We start from the raw sequence: 19,947 nt of genomic DNA, 5'->3' as shown, positions 1-19,947 counted from the left end.
ATTGAGTTGATTTTATTTTAGATTGAATCGATTCAATTTTTGAAATTACAATCATCGCCCGATCAGGCCAGCCGCACTCGCGCTGTGCCTGGCTTAAACGCTCCACTGGATGGACATTGCTATGGAAATTCTGGGTTCTTACTGGGCGGAGCACTGGTTGCTGGCCATCCTCATGCTTGGCGCGATCGCCTTCGTTGCGGGTTTCGTCGACAGCATTGCCGGTGGTGGTGGCTTGTTTCTGGTACCGGGCTTTCTGCTGGTTGGCATGCCGCCGCAGGTGGCACTGGGCCAGGAAAAACTGGTCAGTACCCTCGGCACACTGGCGGCTATACGAAACTTCCTGGCCAACAGCAAGATGGTCTGGCAGGTAGCGTTGGTCGGGGTGCCGTTTTCGCTGCTAGGCGCCTACCTGGGGGCTCACCTGATCGTGTCGATCTCGCAGGAAACTGTGGGCAAGATCATCCTGGCGCTGATCCCGCTCGGTATTCTCATTTTCCTTACCCCCAAGGACCGCCCGGTCGAGGAGCGCGAACTGTCATCGCGCATGCTGTTCACTGTGGTCCCGCTGACCTGCCTGGCCATTGGCTTCTATGACGGCTTCTTCGGCCCCGGTACCGGCAGCATGTTCATCATCGCTTTCCATTACCTGTTGCGCATGGACCTGGTCTCCAGTTCGGCCAACTCCAAAACCTTCAACTTCGCTTCCAACATCGGTGCGTTGGTCGCCTTCGTCAGCGCAGGCAAGGTCGTCTACCTGCTGGCATTGCCACTTGTGGCCTGCAACATCCTCGGTAACCACCTGGGCAGTTCCCTGGCCTTGCGTAAAGGCAACGAAGTGGTGCGCAAGGTGTTGGTGTTCTCGATGCTCTGCCTGTTCACCAGCCTGGGCGTGAAGTACCTGACTTGACCCATTGATAGGAGATAACGAATGAAAACCGCATTTGTAACCGGTGCTTCCTCAGGCTTTGGCCGCGCCATCTGCTGCACCCTGATCGGCAAAGGCTACCGCGTGGTCGGTGGGGCCAGGCGCATGGACAAACTGAAAGCACTGGAGGCTGAACTGGGCGCCAATTTCATTCCGCTGGCGCTGGATGTCACTGATTCAGTATCGCTCGAGAAGGCGGTCGAGCAGATGCGTGAGGCGTCGCTGCAGATCGATCTGCTGGTCAACAACGCGGGGCTGGCGCTGGGCGTGGACCGTGCCCAAGCCAGCAGTGCTGCAAACTGGCAGCAGATGATCGACACCAACATCACCGGCCTGGCCATGGTCACCCACAAGATTCTGCCGCAGATGGTGGAAGCCGATAGCGGCATGATCATCAACATCGGCTCGATCGCCGGCACTTACCCCTATCCCGGCGGTAACGTGTATGGCGCCAGCAAGGCGTTCGTCCGCCAGTTCAGCCTCAACCTGCGTGCCGACCTGGCTGGCACCCGCGTGCGGGTAAGCAACATCGAGCCGGGGCTGTGCTCAGGCACTGACTTCTCGATGGTGCGCCTGAATGGCGACGTGGACGCCGTGCAGGCCCTGTATCGGGATGTAGAGGCCCTCCTGCCGGAGGACATTGCAGCAACGGTAGCCTGGGTTGCCGAGCAGCCGGCGCATGTAAACATCAACACCATCGAGATCATGCCTGTGGCGCAGAGCAGTGCGGCGCTGAATGTGGTGCGCAACCTGCCACGTACCTGATCGGTGCTGTACCGCTGACTCAGGTCATCGCACCTTCTGGATTCTTGACTAGTCTTATCCTTTGGCGGCTATCAATTGGCCGCCACCGTGACTACCAAGAGGCGCCGGCAATGTTCCGTGCGTCCACCACCTGATCAGGAGTGCACGATGGACCTGAACCGTCGGCAGTTCTTCAAGGTCGCCGCCGTCGGCCTTGGAGGCTCGAGCCTTGCAGCGTTGGGCATGGCCCCGACGCCAGCATTCGCCGAGCAGGTGCGTCACTTCAAGCTGGCGCATACCAAAGAAACCCGTAACACCTGCCCCTACTGTTCGGTCGGCTGCGGCCTGATCATGTACAGCCAGGGTGATGCGGGAAAAAACGTCAAACAGAACATCATTCATATCGAAGGGGACGCCGACCACCCGGTCAACCGGGGCACCCTCTGCCCGAAAGGCGCCGGCCTGCTGGACTTTATCCACAGCTCGAGCCGCCTGCAGTACCCCGAGGTTCGCAAGCCGGGCAGCAAAGAATGGGTGCGGGTCAGCTGGGACGAGGCGCTCGACCGCGTCGCCGACCTGATGAAGCAGGACCGCGATGCCAACTTCATCGAAAAGAACGCCCAGGGACAAACAGTCAACCGCTGGCTCTCCACCGGTTTTCTTGCCGCTTCCGCCGCTTCCAGCGAGGCAGGCTACCTGACCCACAAGGTCATCCGCGCAACAGGCATGCTGGGGTTCGATAACCAGGCACGTGTCTGACATGGCCCGACGGTGGCAAGTCTTGCCCCGACGTACGGCCGTGGCGCCATGACCAACCACTGGTCCGATATCGCCAACGCGAATCTGGTCCTGGTGATGGGTGGCAACGCAGCAGAAGCGCACCCGTGCGGCTTCAAGTGGGTGACCGAGGCCAAGGCGCACAACAAGGCGCGGCTGATTGTGGTCGACCCGCGGTTTACCCGTACCGCTTCGGTGGCGGATTACTATGCACCGATCCGTACCGGTACCGACATCGCCTTCATGGGCGGGCTGATCAACTATCTGCTTAGCACAGACAAGATCCAGCACGAGTACGTGCGCAACTACACTGACGTGTCGTTCATCGTCAAAGAGAACTACGGCTTCGAGGACGGGTTGTTCAGCGGCTACGACGAGGCCAAGCGTGTGTACGCCGACAAGTCCGGCTGGGGTTACGAGCTGGGCGAGGACGGCTATGCCAAGGTCGACCCGACACTGCAGCACCCTCGCTGCGTGTTCCAGCTGATGAAGCAGCATTACAGCCGCTATACCCCGGAACTGGCGAGCATGACCTGTGGCATGCCACAGGACGCCATGATGAAGGTCTGGGAAGAGATCGCCTCCTGCTCGGTACCGGGCAAGACCATGACGATCCTCTATGCGCTTGGCTGGACGCAGCATTCGATCGGCGCGCAGATCATTCGTAGCGCGGCCATGGTTCAGTTGCTGCTGGGCAACGTCGGCATGCCGGGTGGCGGGGTCAACGCGTTGCGTGGACACTCCAACATCCAGGGCCTGACCGACCTCGGCCTGTTGTCCAACTTGCTGCCGGGTTACCTGACCTTGCCCGGCGATGCCGAGCAGGATTACGCCGCCTACATCGACAAGCGCGCCTCCAAGCCACTGCGCCCGGGCCAGCTGTCGTACTGGCAGAACTACGGCAAGTTCCACGTCAGCCTGATGAAAGCCTGGTACGGGGCCAACGCCACGGTAGAAAACAACTGGGGCTACGAGTGGCTACCCAAGCTCGACGTGCCGGGCTACGACGTGCTGCGCATGTTCGAGATGATGGACCAGGGCAAGGTCAACGGCTATATGTGCCAAGGTTTCAATCCGATTGCAGCGCTGCCGGACAAGAACCGTGTCACTGCGGCGCTGAGTAAGCTCAAGTGGCTGGTGGTCATGGACCCGCTAGCTACCGAGACATCGGAGTTCTGGCGCAATGCCGGGCCGTTCAACGACGTCGACACGGCCAATATCCAGACCGAAGTGATCCGCTTGCCCACTACCTGCTTCGCCGAGGAAGACGGGTCGCTGGTCAACAGCAGCCGTTGGCTGCAATGGCACTGGAAGGGCGCAGACGGCCCGGGCGAGACCCGTACCGACGTGCACATCATGAGCGAGTTGTTCCTGCGCCTGCGCCAACGCTACCAGGCCGAGGGCGGCACCTACCCCGACCCGATAATGAACATCAGCTGGCCGTACAAGGTACCTGAGGAGCCATCCCCGGAGGAGTTGGCCAAGGAGATGAACGGCTGGGCGGTGGCCGATGTCACCGACCCGACTGGCGCGGTGATCAAGGCGGGCCAGCAACTGGCGGGCTTCGGCCAGCTCAAGGACGATGGCAGCACCGCGTCTGGCTGCTGGATCTTCGCCGGCTGCTGGACCGAACAGGGCAACCAGATGGCTCGCCGCGACAACAGCGACCCGTATGGCATGCACCAGGTACAGAACTGGGCCTGGGCCTGGCCGGCCAACCGCCGCATCCTCTACAACCGTGCCTCCAGCGACCCGCAAGGCAAGCCTTGGGACCCGGAGAAAAAGCGCCTGGTGTGGTGGAGCGGCAAGGCCTGGACCGGCACCGACGTACCGGATTTCAAGGTCGACTCGCCGCCCGAGGCGGGTATGAACCCTTTCATCATGAACCCCGAAGGCGTGGCGCGTTTCTTTGCCATCGACAAAATGGCCGAAGGGCCGTTCCCCGAGCACTATGAGCCATTCGAAACACCGATCGGCATCAACCCGCTGCACCCGCAGAACAAGAAGGCCACCAGCAACCCGGCCGGGCGCATCTTCGATTCCGTGTGGGACACCCTCGGCACGCACGACGAGTTCCCCTATGCGGCGACCACCTACCGGCTGACCGAGCACTTCCACTTCTGGAGCAAGCATTGCCGGCTCAACGCCATTGCCCAGCCCGAGCAGTTCGTCGAGATCGGCGAGGTGCTGGCCAACGAGAAAGGCATCAAGGCCGGCGACCGGGTACGGGTATCGAGCAAGCGTGGGCATATCGATGCGGTGGCGGTGGTGACCAAGCGGATTCGCCCGCTGCAGGTCAACAATCAGACCGTGCACCAGATCGGCATCCCGCTGCACTGGGGCTTCACCGGCGTTACCCGGCATGGCTACCTGACCAATACCTTGGTGCCGTTCCTCGGTGATGGCAACACGCAGACGCCAGAGTCCAAGTCGTTCCTCGTCAAAGTGGAGAAACTCTGATGGCCAGCCAAGACATCATCGCCCGCTCGGCCACCACTACCGTTCCGCCCTCGGTGCGTCAGCAGCAGGAAGTCGCCAAGCTGATTGACACTACCAAGTGCATCGGTTGCAAGGCCTGCCAGGTGGCGTGCTCGGAGTGGAATGAACTGCGTGACGAGGTTGGCCACAACCACGGCACCTACGACAACCCCCAGGACCTCACTGCCGAGACCTGGACACTGATGCGCTTTACCGAGCACGAGCGCGATGACGGCAACCTGGAGTGGCTGATCCGCAAGGATGGCTGCATGCACTGTGCCGACCCAGGTTGCCTGAAGGCCTGCCCAAGCCCGGGTGCGATCATCAAACACGCCAACGGTATCGTCGACTTCAACCAGGACCACTGCATCGGCTGCGGCTACTGCATCACCGGCTGCCCGTTCAACATCCCGCGCATCTCGCAGAAAGACCACAAGGCGTACAAGTGCACCCTGTGTTCCGATCGCGTGAGCGTGGGGCTGGAGCCGGCGTGCGTGAAAACCTGCCCGACCGGTGCGATCGTGTTCGGCAGCAAGGACGAGATGAAAGTGCATGCGGCCGAGCGCATCGTCGATCTGAAGTCGCGGGGCTACGACAACGCCGGGTTGTACGACCCGGACGGCGTCGGTGGCACCCACGTGATGTACGTGCTGCACCATGCCGACACGCCGAAGCTGTATGCCGGCCTGCCGGACCAGCCAGTGATCAGCCCGTTGGTGGGGTTGTGGAAGGGCTTCACCAAGCCGCTGGCGCTGTTGGCCATGGGCGCGGCGGTGCTGGCGGGGTTCTTCCACTATGTGCGGATCGGCCCTCAGCGTGTCGAGGAGGATGAGCACCCGACACCGCCGGACGAAAGCGTGCATCAAGTGGACCCGTCGGTCCATGTCTATGATCCGAAGCAGCCCGGTGGGCAAGGGGAGCAGCGGCCATGAACGACAACAAACCCATCCTGCGCTACAACGCCAACGAGCGTAGCAACCACTGGGTGGTGGCGATCCTGTTCATCCTGGCTGGGCTGTCGGGGCTTGCGCTGTTCCATCCGGCGCTATTCTGGCTCAGCAACCTGTTCGGCGGCGGGCCGTGGACGCGCATTCTGCATCCCTTCCTCGGGGTAGCGATGTTCGTGTTCTTCCTCGGCCTGGTATTGCGCTTCTGGCGGGCCAACTTCATCACCGCCAACGACCGCCTGTGGCTGCGCCGAGTGGACCGGGTAATGCGCAACGAGGAGGAGGGTGTGCCGCCGGTCGGCAAGTACAATGCCGGGCAGAAGCTGCTGTTCTGGACCCTGCTGGTGTGCATGCTGGTGCTGCTGGTCAGTGGCGTGGTGATCTGGCGGGCATACTTCAGCCATTGGTTTGGCATCGATGCCATTCGTTTGTCTGCGCTGTTGCATGCGCTGGCGGCCTTCGTGCTGATTCTCAGCATCATCGTGCACATCTACGCCGGCATCTGGATCAAGGGCTCGATCAGCGCCATGCTGCATGGCTGGGTCAGCCGCGCCTGGGCACGCAAGCATCATGAGTTGTGGTACCGCGAAGTGACCGGCGACAAGACGCCGGGTGATCACGGACGAAAAGAAGGATGAGCGCTTGAGCAGCATACTCGAACCCGGGCAGATCGAAGCGTCGGCGGTCACGCCACCGTTTCTGCACCTGCCTGCCGCCAACCTGTTTGAACTGCGCGCCGCGCGCCTGGAGCATCTGGCTCAAGGCAACGCGCTTGGCGACTACCTGACGCTGATCGCGCGGTTATGCCGCATCCAGCAGCAGCTTGTGGATAACCCGCCCGGCGGTATGCCGGTGGCCGAGGAACGTCAGCGCCTGTGCATGGATCATGGTTTGCCGCCGCTGGCGGCTGACAGCCTGGTGCGTGAAGGGCCGTGGCTGGTCTGGTTGCAGGCACTGCTTGAGCACCTCAACAGCGAAAGCAGTGGCCCGCTGGGTGAGGCGCTGCAGCTGCTGCGAGGCAGTGATGACCATCAGCGCAAGGGCTGGGGCATTGCTTTGCTGGCAGGCCAGTACGATGGTGTGCCCGCAGCACTGGTGCCGTTCCTCGGGGCCGCGTTGCAGGCAGCCTGGTCCAGCTGGTTGCTGGCGCTGCCCGCACACCAGCTCAAGCCAGCCGGCAGCCTGGCCCAATGCCCGGCTTGCGGTTCGCCGGCGATGGCCGGGGTGGTGCGCAACCGTGGAAAGCACAACGGCTTGCGTTACCTGGCCTGTTCGTTGTGTGCCTGCGAGTGGCATGTTGTGCGAGTCAAGTGCGTGTACTGCGAGTCGAGCAAGGACTTGCGTTACACCAGCCTTGAGGATGATCGCCATGCACCAGGCAAAGCGCCGCTGCGCGCCGAGTGCTGCCCTGGTTGCGACAGCTACCTGAAGCAGAACTACCTGGAGAACGATGCGGCGGCCGAGCCCCTGGCCGACGACCTGGCCAGCCTGGCCCTGGATATACGCCTGGACGGGGAGGGTTTCCATCGCCTGGCGCCCAACCTGATGCTCGCCCCGGGTAGCGGGTGAGGGTCTACACTGAAACACCGACTTGCCTTCGTACCTACAGGTAATTGCGCCAACCTTCAGGATGACGCTGTACTTGTAGGAGCGGGTTCACCGCGAATGGGCCAGCACAGACAACGGATCAGTCCAAGGTAGTACCGCATGTCCAACAGCCTAGCCAGCGACACCCCACGCCTGCCGTCCATCGATAACCTCCTGCGCCACCCGGCTTGCCTCCCGCTGATTGACCGGCACGGCCGCGACGCCGTGCTGAATACCCTGCGCCAGTTGCTCGACGACCTGCGCCAGCCCGCCCGTAATGGCGAACTCGGCAGCGCCGAACTGGCCCCGGAAATCCTCCTTGGCCGCAGCGCAGAGCGCCTCGCCCTCCAGCAACGCAGTCAGGTCCGCCGCGTGTTCAATCTCACCGGGACCGTGCTGCATACCAACCTGGGCCGTGCCTTGCTACCGGAAGAAGCCATCGAGGCCATGCAGACCGCCGCTCGTTATCCGCTGAACCTGGAATTCGACCTGGCCACCGGCAAACGTGGCGACCGTGATGACCTGATCGAGGGCTTGATCCGCGAGCTGACCGGCGCCGAAGCCGTCACCGTGGTCAACAACAATGCCGCCGCCGTGCTGCTAGCGCTCAACAGCCTGGGCGCGCGCAAGGAAGGCATCATCTCTCGCGGCGAGCTGATCGAGATCGGTGGTGCCTTCCGGATTCCCGACATCATGGCCCGTGCCGGCGTCAAGCTGCACGAGGTCGGTACCACCAACCGTACTCACGCCCGCGACTACGAGGCCGCCATCGGCCCGCGCACTGGCCTGCTGATGCGGGTGCATTGCAGCAACTACAGCATCCAGGGCTTCACCACCCAGGTGTCTACTGCCGAGCTGGCACGTATCGCCCACCAACATGAATTGCCGCTGCTTGAAGACCTGGGCAGCGGCAGCCTGCTCGACCTTACCCGCTGGGGCCTGCCCGCCGAACCCACGGTACGCCAGGCCCTGGCCGATGGTGCCGATATCGTCACCTTCAGTGGCGACAAACTGCTGGGTGGTCCGCAAGCCGGGATCATCGTCGGCCGCAAGGACTTGATCACCAGGATCAAGAAAAATCCGCTCAAGCGTGCGTTGCGCGTCGACAAGATCACCCTTGCTGCACTCGAAGCGGTGCTGGCGCTGTACCGCAACCCCGATCGCCTGGCCGAGCGCCTGCCCAGCCTGCGCCTGCTGACTCGCAACCAGGCCGAGATCCAGGCCCAGGCCGAGCGCCTGGCGCCTGAACTCAAGGCACGCCTGGGTGAGCAATGGGCCATCAGTGTAGAGCCTGCGTTAGGCATGATCGGCAGTGGCAGCCAGCCGGTTGCGCGCTTGCCCAGTGCCGCGCTGTGCCTGCGCCCGCAAGTGTCGAAGAAGCTGCGCGGGCGCAGCCTGCATGTACTGGAACGAGCCCTGCGCGACCTGCCGGTGCCGGTGCTGGGCCGCATTGACGACGATGCTCTGTGGCTGGACCTGCGCCAACTGGATGACGAAGCCCAGTGGTTGGCCCAGTTGCCAGCCCTGCAACTGGGGCCAGTGCAGTGATCGTTGGAACCGCAGGCCACATCGACCACGGCAAGACCGCACTGCTACAGGCGCTAACCGGCCAAGCCGGCGACCAGCGGCAGGAGGAGCGTTCCCGTGGCATGACCATCGACCTTGGTTACCGCTATGCGGCGCTGAGCGAAGGCGCGCCGCTGACCGGCTTCATCGATGTGCCGGGCCACGAGCGTTTTATCCACAACATGCTGGCCGGCGCCCATGGTATCGACCTGGTGCTGTTGGTAGTGGCTGCCGACGACGGGGTCATGCCGCAGACCCGTGAGCACCTGGCGATCATCGAGCTGCTGGGCATTCCCCAGGCCTTGGTGGCGATCAGCAAATGCGACCGGGTCGAGCCGTCGCGCCTGGCCGAGGTGCAGATGCAAGTCAGTGAACTGCTGGCGCCTGGGGCGTATGCCGGTGCGCGGCAGTTTCCGCTGTCGAGCATCAGCGGGGAGGGCGTGGAAGCGTTGCGCCAGGCCCTGCTGGAGGCCGAAGCAGGTACGCGGCAACGCAGTGTGCACGGTGGTTTTCGCCTGGCCGTCGACCGTGCCTTTGCGGTTACCGGCGCGGGTGTGGTGGTCACCGGCACGGCACTGGCCGGGCGGGTCAGTGCAGGTGATACGTTGCTGCTGGGCAAGGCCGGCAAGGTGGTGCGCGTGCGTGGCCTGCATGCGCAGAACCAGGCCGCGTTGGTGGCAGAAGCAGGCCAACGGGTGGCGCTGAATATCGCTGCCGAACGCCTGGCCGTGGAGCAGGTGCGCCGGGGCGACTGGCTGGTGCCCGAATGGTTGCATGCGCCCAGTGTTCGGGTAGATATCGAGCTGCACCTGTTACCTGACGAGACGCGTACTTTCGAACATTTCAGCGCCGTGCATGTGCACCTCGGCACCCAGGATGTCACGGCCCGGGTCGCCTTGCTCGAAGGCGAAAGCCTGGCTGCCGGCCAACGCATGTTTGCCCAGTTGCTGCTCAACGCGCCGTTGCAGGCTGTGCACGGCGACCGCCTGGTGCTGCGCGATCAGCGCGCTCAGCGCACATTGGGCGGCGGCAAGGTGCTCGACCCGTTCGCACCAAGCCGCCAACGCCGCAGCGATGCCCGTCTGCAGCAGTTGCAGGTACTGCGCGATGCAGCGGATCTGGAGCAGGCGCTGCCAGCACTGCTCGCCAGTGCACCGGGCGGTATTAGTCCGCAGCGACTCGAACGGCAGTTCAACCGCCTGCGGGAAACCTGGCAGTTACCGGACGATGTGCGGGTGGTGGCCACCCGGCAGGGCCAACTGTTGTTCGCCAATGCCCAATGGCTGGCGCTCAAGCAGCAGGTTCTGGAACAGTTGGCGCGCTTTCACGAGCAAGAGCCCGACCAGCTCGGCCCTGACCGGGATCGCTTGCGGCGCTTTGTAGCCTTGCCCCTGGAGCGGCCGGCATTCGTCAGTCTGCTGGATGAGCTGCTCGACGACAGCGCCATCGCCAGCAGCGGGCCATGGCTGCATCTGCCCGATCACAAGGTGCAGTTGAGCGAAGCCGATAGTGCATTGTGGGCGCGTCTGCAGCCGAAGTTGATCGCAGGGCAATATGACCCACCCTGGGTCAGGACACTGGCGAGTGAGGAGAACCGTGCCGAAGCCGATGTGCGCCTGTTACTGCGCAAGTTGGCGCGGCTGGGCCTGGTGCATCAGGTAGTGCGCGACCTGTTCTACCCTGAGGCGACGCTACAGCGCATGGCAGCGTTGATGTTGGAGCAGGCCAGCGAAACGACGATAGTGCAGGTTTCCGCGTTTCGCGATATGTTGGGCATCGGTCGCAAGCGCAGTGTGCAGATTCTGGAATACTTCGACCGCATCGGCCTGACCCGGAGGGTGGCCGACCAGCGTCACATCCGCGCCGACAGCGCCCTGGCCCAACAGCAGGTCAGGCACTGAGTTCAAGGAAGGCAATCGCGCCCGGTGGCGCGGCCGGGCTTCAAACCCGGTTGGGGACGGCAGCCGTTCCCGGGCAGGTTCGACTCCCGCTGCCTTCCGCCATTTTTCACGCTTTAGGGCCTCTTCGCGGGCGAACCCGCTCCTACACAGGAAACCCTATCGTCGTAGGCCCTCAAGGGCGCTGATCAAGCCCGCTCGCCACACAGATCCAGGGCAAACCAGTGCTCTGCTGCGTCGGCATCCAACCCAGCGCCCAGCAGTGCCACCATCTTGCCCAGTGCCGCTTCACGGGTCATGCCACCGCCACTGACCAGCCCGGCCCCGCGCAAGCGGTTGCCCGCTGCATAGGTGTCGAACACCACTGAGCCTTCCGGGCACTGGCTGATAGCCGCCAGCATCACGCCGCGCTGGCGCGCTGCGCTCAGCACATTCAGCAGCGCCTGGTCATCCGACGGCCCGGTACCGCTGCCGTAGCACTCCAGCAACAAACCCTGCACACCACTGTCGATCAAGGCCTGCAAATGCCCGGCCTGCAGCCCCGGGAAAACCGGCACGACCGCCAGGTTGACCGGTTTGCGCGGCTGCTTGTAGCCCAGCTCGGCAGGGATCGTATCGGCCCGCTCAGCGTCACGATGGCGCGGCAGCGCAGCAAAGGCATCGAACGCTTCGCTGCGCAGCTTCGACGCCCGACAGCCATGCAGCAGTTGACCGTGGAAGTACAGCTGCACGCCCTCTTCCAGGCCTTGTTCGAACTGGCGCAATGCGCCGCACAGGTTGTCCCAGGCATCGCTGTCCGGGGTACCTGCCGGCAGCATCGAGCCGGTCAGCAACACCGGTACGGGCAAGCCAAGCAACAGGAACGACAACGCTGCAGCGCTGTAGGCCATGCTGTCGGTACCGTGCAGCACCAGCACGCCATCGTGGCCCGCTACATCCACCGCCTCGACGATGGCATCGCGCATCGCCAGCCAGTTGTGCTGTTGCATGTTGGCGCTGTCGAGCAACGGGTCCAGCTCTTGCAGCGTCCATTGCACCCGCGGTGCATTGGCCATCTGGGCAAAGTGTTCACGCATCCGCGCTTCAAAACCACCGCCCGGTGCCAGGCCTTCGGGGGTTTCGAGCATGCCGATGGTGCCACCGGTATAGAGAACGAGAAGATTCTTTACTGCGCGCATGGAAAGCATCCGTAGCGGTGAGCGGAGAAAGAAAAGCCGCCCGCGGAAGGGGCGGCTGGGCAGGGGAGGATATCAGCGCTGCGGCTGAACTTGGCCGACTGCTTTGTCAGTGGCTGTTTCCACCTGAGGATTGGCAGGCCAGGCATTGCGGTCCAGATCCAGGTCGGCAAACTTGGACGAGTCGAACACAGGCTGCTTTACACCGGCCTTGCGCTGGTCGTCGTAGTCGCGCATGACTCGCAGGCCGACCTTGAACAGCAGGGCCAGGGCCACCAGGTTGACGAAGGCCAGGCAGGTCATGGTGATGTCGGCGAAGGCGAACACGGTCGACAGGTCTTGCATCGAACCCCACACGACCAGTGCCAGCACCAGGCCACGGAACACCATCAACACTACGCGGTTACGGCTGAGGAACTGCAGGCTGTTCTCGCCGAGGTAGTAGTTGTAGAGGATGCAGGTGAAGACGAACAGCGACAGCGCCACGCTGACGAACACGCGACCCCAGTCACCGACTACGGCGGCCAGCGAGTTCTGGGTCAGGACAATGCCGTCGCCCTCGAAGCCCGGGGTGTAGAAGCCTGAAAGCAGGATCAGCAGTGCGGTGCAGGTGCAGATCAGGAAGGTGTCGAGGAACACGCTGAAGGCCTGGACCACGCCCTGCGCGCCCGGGTGTTTCACGGCAGCCACGGCAGCGACGTTCGGCGCACTGCCCAGGCCTGCTTCGTTGGCGAACACGCCACGCTTCACACCCATGACGATGGCGCTGCCGAGCAGGCCGCCGAAAGCAGGGTCGAGGCCGAAGGCGCTCTTGAAGATGGTTTCCAGCATGGCTGGCACGTGTTCGATCTGGGTGCCGATCACGTACAAGGTTACGCCGATGTAGGCCAGGGTCTTGACGGGTACCAGCAGGTCCGACACCGCCGCGATGCGCTTGATACCGCCGATGAAGGTGATGGCCAGCAGCACGGCCAGGACAATACCGCTGTGGCTTGGGTCGAAGGCAAAGGCGTTCTGCAGCGAGTGGGTCATGGTGTACGACTGCAGACCGATGAAGGCGAAGCCGTAGGTGACCAGCAGCAAGAGCGAAAACACGATGGCCATGCTCTTGCGCTTCAGCCCGTGCTGGATGTAGTAGGCCGGGCCGCCACGGTACAGGCCGTCGCCATCAGCGCGCTTGTAAACCTGGGCCAGGGTGCATTCGAAGAAGCTGCTGGACATGCCCACCAGTGCGGTGACCCACATCCAGAACACGGCGCCTGGGCCGCCCAGGGTCACTGCGATACCGACACCGGCGATGTTGCCGGCACCCACGCGGCCGGCCAGGCTCAGCATCAGGGCCTGGAAGGAACTCAGCTGGCCTGCCTGGCCACGCAGCGATTCCTTGAACACGCTGAACATATGGGTGAAGTGGCGGAACTGGACGAACCGGGAGCGGATGGTGAAGTAGCTACCCAGCCCTACGATCAGCACGATGAGGAGTTTCCCCGAAAGGAAATCGTTGATTACTTCGAGCATTGGAAAATGACCTCGATTCTTATTCTTCGTGTGGAAAGACCAGCGGACGGCAGGCGCACCGCTATTCGTTGGGGCGCATGGTTGGCTATGACAAGACTGGTTACAATTTCGCGGATTGCTCTGACTTGATGCGACTTGATGCTACAATGGCGTCATTCGCGTCACCTGGATTCCGCATATGAGCGATCACTTCGCTACCAACCTCAAACTCGCCTGCAGCCACTACCGCTCTATTTCAGAAGTTTGCCGCCAGCTCTCGATCAACCGCGCGCAGTTCAACAAGTACCTGAGCGGGCAAAGCCGTCCGACGGCTTTCAACCTGAAGCGCATTGGCGACTTCTTCGGTGTCGAGGATTACGAACTGAACCTGCCCGCCGAGCAGTTCGCCCGTCTGATCGGTGCGCGGGTATCGACCCTGGCCGAGCAGCCCAGTGACCCGATCAGCGAGTTGTTCCGCCCGTTACACGAACATGCGGGCAATCTGTCACGCTATTGCGGTTACTACTTCGAGTATTCCAACTGCATGTCGGTACCGGGCACGATCCTCGTGTCGCTGGTGCACCTGTGGGAAGAGCGTGGCCGTTTTCTGTTCGAGCGCCAGGAACGGCAGGAACGCTCCAGTGCTACCGATCAGCATGCCGAGGTACGCTGTCGCTACCTGGGGGCGGCGTTCCAGTTGCAGGACCGGATGTTCCTGATCGACTACGAGTCGCTGACGTTCAACGAGATGAGCCAGACCATCCTCATCCCCAGCTTCAAAAGCCGCATCACCCGGTTGAATGGCCTGAAGGCCGGGGTATCCAGCGGCGACCGGCGCAACCCGGCCTGTACCCGGGTGGTGTGGGAATACCTGGGCGAGGAGATCAATCGCATCAATGCGTATCGGCAGGTGAAACTGTACCGGCCGGATGATCCGCGCATAGATGACGATGTGCGTAAGCGGTTGAGTGTGGCGCCGTTGCGCGATGGTCTGTTCGAGATCGAGTAATGCTTAACGCCTTAAGCACTGTCGAGGATGAACGCTGCTACTGCGTCCGCAACCTGGTCCGCTATCGCGGGAGCCCTGCGCAAATGTGCCGCGATGCCATGGTCGCAGTCGGTAAGAAACAGGCATTGCAAGCGCGACGCTGAAACTGCTCGCATCAAGGCGAGGGTAACTTCTTCAGGAATCGGGCTATAGCGTTCAGTGCCGGCAATCCACAGGTTGCCAGCGCTGGTGCCAGGGCCTTTGCCGAATCTCTGGGAGTTGAGCCCGTCATACTCGCCGATCACCATCAATACTCTTCCACGAAACTGGTTGAGGAAGGTGTAGCTATCGCTCTCCAGAAAACCGAAAGGCTTGTTGATGGCAGCAGTGAATGCTGGGCCGAACGGCGCCTGGTAGGCATGGTCTGGATAAACTGCTGGGCAGATCAATACGATGTTGTCCACTTGTGGCAACTGTGCTGCAAGCTTGAGCGTAATTGCCGCGCCAAGGCTGTGGCCTATGAGCGTTCGGCATCGAGGCGCGATATGCGCGTGGAAACGCTGTGCTTCATCAAGGTTCGTAGCCAGTGACGGCGACATTGCGCCTGGCTCGCTGGCGAGGCTATGGCCTGACAGATTGCCAGTGAGTGAACCAATGCCTGCGGCTTGCAGGCGATAAAGCAGGGGGTTGAGCCGGGTAAAGTCGGAACGCGCGCCCCCCAAAACGAATGCTGGAGCTGCGCGCTCGATATCAGGTACCAGCAATCGCGCCTGTTGCTGGTAGTTTCCAAAGACTTCATTGATGAACAGCTCTTTGCCTGGGGCGGGCTCATCAAACTGCCACTTCACGCGCTGCGGGGAAGCCTTTTGAATGTGCATGGTGCTCTCTAGAAGAACTGGTTGAGCCATTCGCCGAGCGGGTTGCCCGTATCGAGCAGCAGTTTGAGTGCCATGATGCAGCAGACGCTGACCAGCAGCGGTTTTATGAGGCGTGAGCCGAAGCGTACTGCGCAGCGTGCCCCCAATTGCGCGCCCAGAAAGGCGGCGAGCGCCATTGCCAGCGCCAGCGGCCAGATGATCGCCCCGCTGAGAGAAAAAACTGACAATGCGCCCAGGTTACAGGCTGCGTTCAAAAGCTTGCTGGTGCATACGGCTTGAATGAGGTGCTGGCCCAAGAGGACCACGCAAGCCAGCATGAAGAACGAGCCGACTCCAGGGCCGAAGATGCCGTCATAAAAGCCAATGATTGGTGCAGCCGTCACGCAGAATAGGCTAGTCGATACCTTTGCCTTGCGCGCTTGTTCATTCGGCTTTGGACTGAAGGCAAAGTAGGCGGCGATCAGGATCAGCAGTGGTGGGACGCACGCCTGCAAAACGCTTTTGGGGACGTAAGTTATCGACAAGGCTCCCAACGCCCCACCGATGAACGACATGACAGCCATGGGACTGCCACGTCTCCAGTCGATCATGCCTTTGCGGGCGAAGGCGCACGTAGCCGAAACCGTAGCCGAAGCTGCCTGGAACTTGTTAGTGGCAATAGCTGCCAAGGGTTCTACGCCGGCAATAAACAGCACCGGGAGCGTGATAAGGCCACCGCCGCCGGCGATAGCATCAAAAAAGCCGGCCATCAGTGCAACCAGTGCGAGTAGCAGAACAAACGTCAAGTCGATTTCGATCATGGGGTATTTTCCTGTGCTCAACCACGGACCAGCAGCGGGTCTTCAGCGAGCACCAACGGTACGGCGAAGGGGGAGTATCCGAATTGACGGATAAGCAGGCGCCGGTTGTCCTGGACCTTGTCGCGGCCGTGCAAGGCTCGGCTGTTGTTGATCAACAATGCGCTGTCAGGTTGCAGGGCAAACGTCAGTGGTTGTGCAGTGCTCAGTGCTTTTTGAAAGGCGTTGAACGCGCGCGCCGCAGCGTTGCAGGCACGTTCATTCAGACTGAAGCGATAGCTGTTGTATCGAACAGAGAAACCACCATTGGGCTCGAACTGCAGCATTGAAACTGCTTTGCCAGCATTGCCCTGTCCCTGAGCGAAGCAGTCACTGCGTGTGAAGTCGAAAGACTTTGAAGTCAGCGCAAGTGTGTCCAGGTTACTCAAGCGTTCGATGATTTCCCGGAGTGGGAAGACATTCGTAGGTTCATTGGCGGGGTTCCAGCGCGCAGTGAGAATCAGTGCTGAGGGAGCAGGGGAGTGAGCGTTGCTGGCGTTTGTTGAGCAGTTGTAAGGTGCTTCAGTGTGTGGCCCCAAGCGCAAGCCCGCATGCGAGCTGGTTTCAACCTCCATGCAGGGATCTTCGTCGGGTCGCGGGACGCGGCCACCGCCCTTGAAGTTGCCGACCAGGCGGACCTGTTTGCCATCGTTGTCGATATCGAAGGCGAAACTGCGGTGGCGTACGAGTTCCAGCAGCAGTTGATTGCGCGAGGCAAGGTATTGGCAGCGAGGGCTTTGCGCCAGGGCGGTAATGTCGGGTAGGTATTCTGGTATTGGCTCGTTGGCACAGTGCATCTGCCTGTACATCAAGGCAGATAGATGGCCTTCACTGAAGCGCCGGAGGAGCGCACGCTGTTCTTCACTCAAGGCTTTTTCGAGTTGATCGGCGAATATACGAGCCTGAAGTGCTACTCCTTTAGCCTCCGGTCCACCCAAATCAGCAAGGGTTTGGCTTGCAAAGGCTATGGCCTGGCTTTGCTCTGGGTAGAAATCCAGGTAGGCAGCTTCCGAATGAGGCATTGAACGTTCCTTGTCGTTTTTATGTGAAACTCCCTGGCCGGCAAGTGGGGAGTCGACTATTCAATGCAGTTATGCCGATACGTGGAAGTCAGCCCATTCCTCGTATGTCGTAGGAGATTTCTGTCTGTGGCGGTATTGAGCGGTGAAACTGTGGAATCGCTCCCGCCTGCGGCATCCAACGGGGCCGGTGTTGGACTTCCCGGGCAGGAAACCGCAAAATAACCCCTTTACTTCATCAACCTCTCCGGATCTGCTGACTCTATGCGTATGCGCCTAATGCTGTTGGGTGGTGGCAATGCCCTCGGGCAAGCGCTGATTCGTCTTGGGGCCGAGGAGGACATCGCATTCCTGGCACCGCGCCCGCCCGAGAACGGCTGGGCGCCCTCAAGCCTTACTCAGCTGCTCGATGACCATCGCCCCGACGCGCTGGTCAACCTGGCCTATTACTTCGACTGGTTCCAGGCCGAGTCGGTCAGCGAGCAGCGCCTGGCCCAACAGGAGCGGGCGGTGGAGCGGTTGGCAGAGCTGTGCCAGCACCATCAGATCACCTTGGTGCAGCCATCCAGCTACCGTGTGTTCGATGGTGCGCGGGCAACGGCCTATAGCGAAAAGGACGAGCCAGTGCCGCTGGGCTTGCGTGGCCAGGCCCTTTGGCGCATCGAGCAGAGCGTGCGCGCGGCGTGCCCGCAGCATGTGCTGCTGCGCTTTGGCTGGTTGCTGGACGAGAGTATCGATGGCGCGTTGGGACGCTTCCTGACCCGTGCCGAGCAGCCACAGGAGCTGCTGCTGGCCGATGATCGACGTGGCAATCCGACGCCGGTCGATGATGCCGCCCGAGTGATCCTGTCGGTGCTCAAGCAACTCGACTGCAATGCGCCGCTGTGGGGCACCTACCATTACGCTGGCAATGAGGCGACCACGCCGCTGGCGCTGGGCCAGGCGATCCTCGCCGAGGCCGGCCAATACCGCCAGCTGGCCGTTCAGGCCCCCACGCCGCAGGCCCATGCCGCGCGCCCGGATGCCAGCGAAGAGCCACAGCACGCGGTACTTGCCTGCAAGAAAATCCTTCATACCTTCGGTATCAAGCCGCGTGCCTGGCGCGCTGGCTTGCCACCTCTACTGGACCGGTTCTACCGCCATGGCTGACGCCCCCATCCTGATCACCGGCGGTGCCGGCTTCATTGGCTCCCACCTGTGCGATGCGTTGTTGGGCAAAGGCTACGCCGTACGCATTCTCGACGACTTCTCCACCGGCCGGCGAAGCAACCTGCAGGTCGACCACCCACGGCTGGAACTGATCGAAGGTGATGTTGCCGATGCAGGGCTGGTCACTCAGGCTGCGGCTGGCTGCCGTGCTGTGGTGCATCTGGCAGCGGTAGCGTCGGTTCAGGCCTCGGTCGAAGACCCGGTGCGTACCCACCAGAGTAACTTCATCGGTACCCTCAACGTTTGCGAAGCCATGCGCGTGCATGGCCTGCGCCGGGTGCTGTTCGCCTCCAGCGCAGCGGTGTACGGCAACAATGGTGAAGGGGAGTCGATTTCCGAAGACACGCCCAAGGCGCCGTTGACCCCTTATGCCGTGGACAAGCTGGCCAGTGAGCAGTATCTGGACTTCTACCGCCGCCAGCATGGCCTGGAGCCGGTGGTGTTTCGCTTCTTCAATATCTTCGGGCCACGGCAGGACCCTTCCTCGCCGTATTCCGGAGTGATCAGCATCTTCTGCGAGCGTGCTGTGCAGGGCTTGCCGATTACAGTGTTCGGGGACGGCGAGCAGACCCGGGACTTCCTTTACGTGGGCGACCTGGTGCAGGTGATGGTGCAGGCACTGGAGCAGCCGCAGGTCGAGGAGGGGGCGGTGAACATCGGGCTGAACCAGGCGACCTCACTGAACCAGTTGCTGGCTGCGCTGGAGAAGGTTGTGGGGAGCTTGCCAGCGATCAGCTATGCGGCGGCGCGATCGGGTGATATCCGCCATTCGCGAGCGGATAACCAGCGGTTGTTGGCGCGGTTCGAGTTTGCGCAGGTGACGCCGATGGTTGAAGGCCTGGCAAAGCTTCTCGGTAAAGGCTGAACCCCTCGGGGCTGCGCCGCGGCCCTGAAATCACCCATGCCGCACCTTTCTGCGCTGGCAATCTTCGGGATGTAAGGCCCGCCCATCCTGGCTGCGGACCTGCAATATTTGAAGCGCTTGCCCCGTCACGCCGTCCACCAGTTCCGAACGCGTTTCACCCGCCTCGAACAGAAACCGCTCCCCCCACTGCCTCAAACCAACCACCACTGGAAAGACCGACTGCCCTTTGTCGGTCAGCACGTACTCTTTGTAGGCACTGCCATCCGACGCCGGCTGTGTCATCAGCAAACCACTTTCCACCAACAGCTTTAGCCGCGAGGTGAGGATGTTCTTCGCCAGCCCCAGGTTCTTCTGAAATTCACTGAAACGCCGCAGGCCGTCAAAGGCATCGCGCAGGATCATCAGCGCCCAACGGTCACCCAGCACCTCCAGAGCCCGGGCCACGGGGCACTGCGCATTGTTTTCATCGAGCATGGGGCACGCCTGTCTTGATTATCTGGTTGCAGATTAAAACCACATTTGTTAAATAGCCAGCGTGTGGTTTCAAATTGAAACCAG

At 61.8% G+C, this 19,947-nt stretch carries 17 protein-coding genes and 1 tRNA gene; 12 read left to right on the top strand and 6 right to left on the bottom strand.

Features of this window, described 5'->3' with window-relative positions; genetic code table 11:
* Window positions 1-121: 121 nt before the first annotated feature.
* From ACF8EA_RS01910 to ACF8EA_RS01870, 9 genes are all read left to right on the top strand, one after another.
* Window positions 122-907: a TSUP family transporter gene (locus tag ACF8EA_RS01910; protein ID WP_103443400.1), complete on the top strand. Its 786-nt coding sequence runs from the start codon at window positions 122-124 to the stop codon at window positions 905-907.
* A gap of 21 nt (window positions 908-928) precedes the next feature.
* Window positions 929-1,690, top strand: coding sequence for an SDR family NAD(P)-dependent oxidoreductase (locus tag ACF8EA_RS01905; RefSeq protein WP_021783900.1), 762 nt, complete (start codon window positions 929-931; stop codon window positions 1,688-1,690).
* 147 nt (window positions 1,691-1,837) lie between these two features.
* Window positions 1,838-4,906 carry a formate dehydrogenase-N subunit alpha gene (fdnG, locus tag ACF8EA_RS01900; RefSeq protein ID WP_392521023.1) on the top strand — a complete coding sequence of 1,023 codons (3,069 nt, stop codon included), beginning with the start codon at window positions 1,838-1,840 and terminating at the stop codon, window positions 4,904-4,906.
* On the top strand, window positions 4,906-5,856 hold the full coding sequence (gene fdxH, locus ACF8EA_RS01895; RefSeq protein ID WP_021783903.1) for a formate dehydrogenase subunit beta: 951 nt from the start codon (window positions 4,906-4,908) through the stop codon (window positions 5,854-5,856). Before fdnG ends, fdxH begins: the two co-directional genes overlap by 1 nt.
* Window positions 5,853-6,509 (top strand): formate dehydrogenase subunit gamma, encoded by a 657-nt coding sequence (locus tag ACF8EA_RS01890; RefSeq protein WP_021783904.1) that lies wholly within the window; start codon window positions 5,853-5,855, stop codon window positions 6,507-6,509. The genes fdxH and ACF8EA_RS01890 overlap by 4 nt, the downstream gene beginning before the upstream one ends.
* Before the next feature lie 4 nt (window positions 6,510-6,513).
* Entirely contained in the window at window positions 6,514-7,440 is a 927-nt protein-coding gene (fdhE, locus tag ACF8EA_RS01885) for a formate dehydrogenase accessory protein FdhE (RefSeq protein WP_392521022.1), read from the top strand.
* A 138-nt stretch (window positions 7,441-7,578) separates the two neighbouring features.
* Window positions 7,579-9,006 carry an L-seryl-tRNA(Sec) selenium transferase gene (gene selA / locus ACF8EA_RS01880; RefSeq protein WP_392504462.1) on the top strand — a complete coding sequence of 476 codons (1,428 nt, stop codon included), beginning with the start codon at window positions 7,579-7,581 and terminating at the stop codon, window positions 9,004-9,006.
* A complete protein-coding gene (gene selB, locus ACF8EA_RS01875) occupies window positions 9,003-10,925 on the top strand; it encodes a selenocysteine-specific translation elongation factor (RefSeq protein WP_021783907.1) in 1,923 nt (640 codons plus the stop codon). The genes selA and selB overlap by 4 nt, the downstream gene beginning before the upstream one ends.
* A 6-nt stretch (window positions 10,926-10,931) precedes the next feature.
* Window positions 10,932-11,027 (top strand) — tRNA-Sec (locus tag ACF8EA_RS01870).
* A gap of 83 nt (window positions 11,028-11,110) precedes the next feature.
* Here the strand turns inward: ACF8EA_RS01870 and ACF8EA_RS01865 are convergent.
* Window positions 11,111-12,109, bottom strand: a complete 999-nt coding sequence (locus ACF8EA_RS01865; protein WP_392521021.1) for an asparaginase — start codon at window positions 12,107-12,109, stop codon at window positions 11,111-11,113.
* Between the two features lie 63 nt (window positions 12,110-12,172).
* On the bottom strand, window positions 12,173-13,615 hold the full coding sequence (locus ACF8EA_RS01860) for a sodium:alanine symporter family protein (RefSeq protein WP_021783909.1): 1,443 nt from the start codon (window positions 13,613-13,615) through the stop codon (window positions 12,173-12,175).
* Between the two features lie 178 nt (window positions 13,616-13,793).
* Here ACF8EA_RS01860 and ACF8EA_RS01855 point away from each other — a divergent pair, with 178 nt between their 5' ends.
* Complete coding sequence (locus tag ACF8EA_RS01855; RefSeq protein WP_021783910.1) at window positions 13,794-14,603, top strand: helix-turn-helix transcriptional regulator; 810 nt, start codon at window positions 13,794-13,796, stop codon at window positions 14,601-14,603.
* Window positions 14,604-14,614: 11 nt separating this feature from the next.
* Here ACF8EA_RS01855 and ACF8EA_RS01850 read toward each other — a convergent pair whose 3' ends face one another.
* Genes ACF8EA_RS01850 through ACF8EA_RS01840 form a run of 3 tightly spaced genes read right to left on the bottom strand, consistent with a single transcriptional unit; the run spans window position 14,615 to window position 17,318 of the window.
* On the bottom strand, window positions 14,615-15,460 hold the full coding sequence (locus tag ACF8EA_RS01850; RefSeq protein ID WP_135192536.1) for an alpha/beta hydrolase: 846 nt from the start codon (window positions 15,458-15,460) through the stop codon (window positions 14,615-14,617).
* Window positions 15,461-15,468: 8 nt separating this feature from the next.
* On the bottom strand, window positions 15,469-16,260 hold the full coding sequence (locus ACF8EA_RS01845; RefSeq protein WP_021783912.1) for a TSUP family transporter: 792 nt from the start codon (window positions 16,258-16,260) through the stop codon (window positions 15,469-15,471).
* Window positions 16,261-16,277: 17 nt separating this feature from the next.
* A complete protein-coding gene (locus ACF8EA_RS01840; protein WP_392521020.1) occupies window positions 16,278-17,318 on the bottom strand; it encodes a hypothetical protein in 1,041 nt (346 codons plus the stop codon).
* A 261-nt stretch (window positions 17,319-17,579) separates the two neighbouring features.
* On the opposite strand from ACF8EA_RS01840, the gene ACF8EA_RS01835 reads away from it, so the two are divergent.
* Together ACF8EA_RS01835 and ACF8EA_RS01830 are read left to right on the top strand one after the other, a co-directional pair.
* Window positions 17,580-18,464: a sugar nucleotide-binding protein gene (locus tag ACF8EA_RS01835; protein WP_021783916.1), complete on the top strand. Its 885-nt coding sequence runs from the start codon at window positions 17,580-17,582 to the stop codon at window positions 18,462-18,464.
* On the top strand, window positions 18,457-19,389 hold the full coding sequence (locus ACF8EA_RS01830; protein WP_021783917.1) for an NAD-dependent epimerase/dehydratase family protein: 933 nt from the start codon (window positions 18,457-18,459) through the stop codon (window positions 19,387-19,389). The genes ACF8EA_RS01835 and ACF8EA_RS01830 overlap by 8 nt, the downstream gene beginning before the upstream one ends.
* Window positions 19,390-19,419: 30 nt before the next feature.
* Here ACF8EA_RS01830 and ACF8EA_RS01825 read toward each other — a convergent pair whose 3' ends face one another.
* The gene (locus tag ACF8EA_RS01825) at window positions 19,420-19,863 is read right to left on the bottom strand and encodes a helix-turn-helix domain-containing protein (protein ID WP_021783918.1); all 444 of its coding nucleotides are present in this window, start codon (window positions 19,861-19,863) and stop codon (window positions 19,420-19,422) included.
* Window positions 19,864-19,947: the final 84 nt, after the last annotated feature.

Source organism: Pseudomonas sp. YQ_5 (assembly GCF_043103305.1).
GTDB lineage: Bacteria > Pseudomonadota > Gammaproteobacteria > Pseudomonadales > Pseudomonadaceae > Aquipseudomonas > Aquipseudomonas putida_Y.
This window is presented reverse-complemented; position numbering and strand designations above follow the sequence as displayed.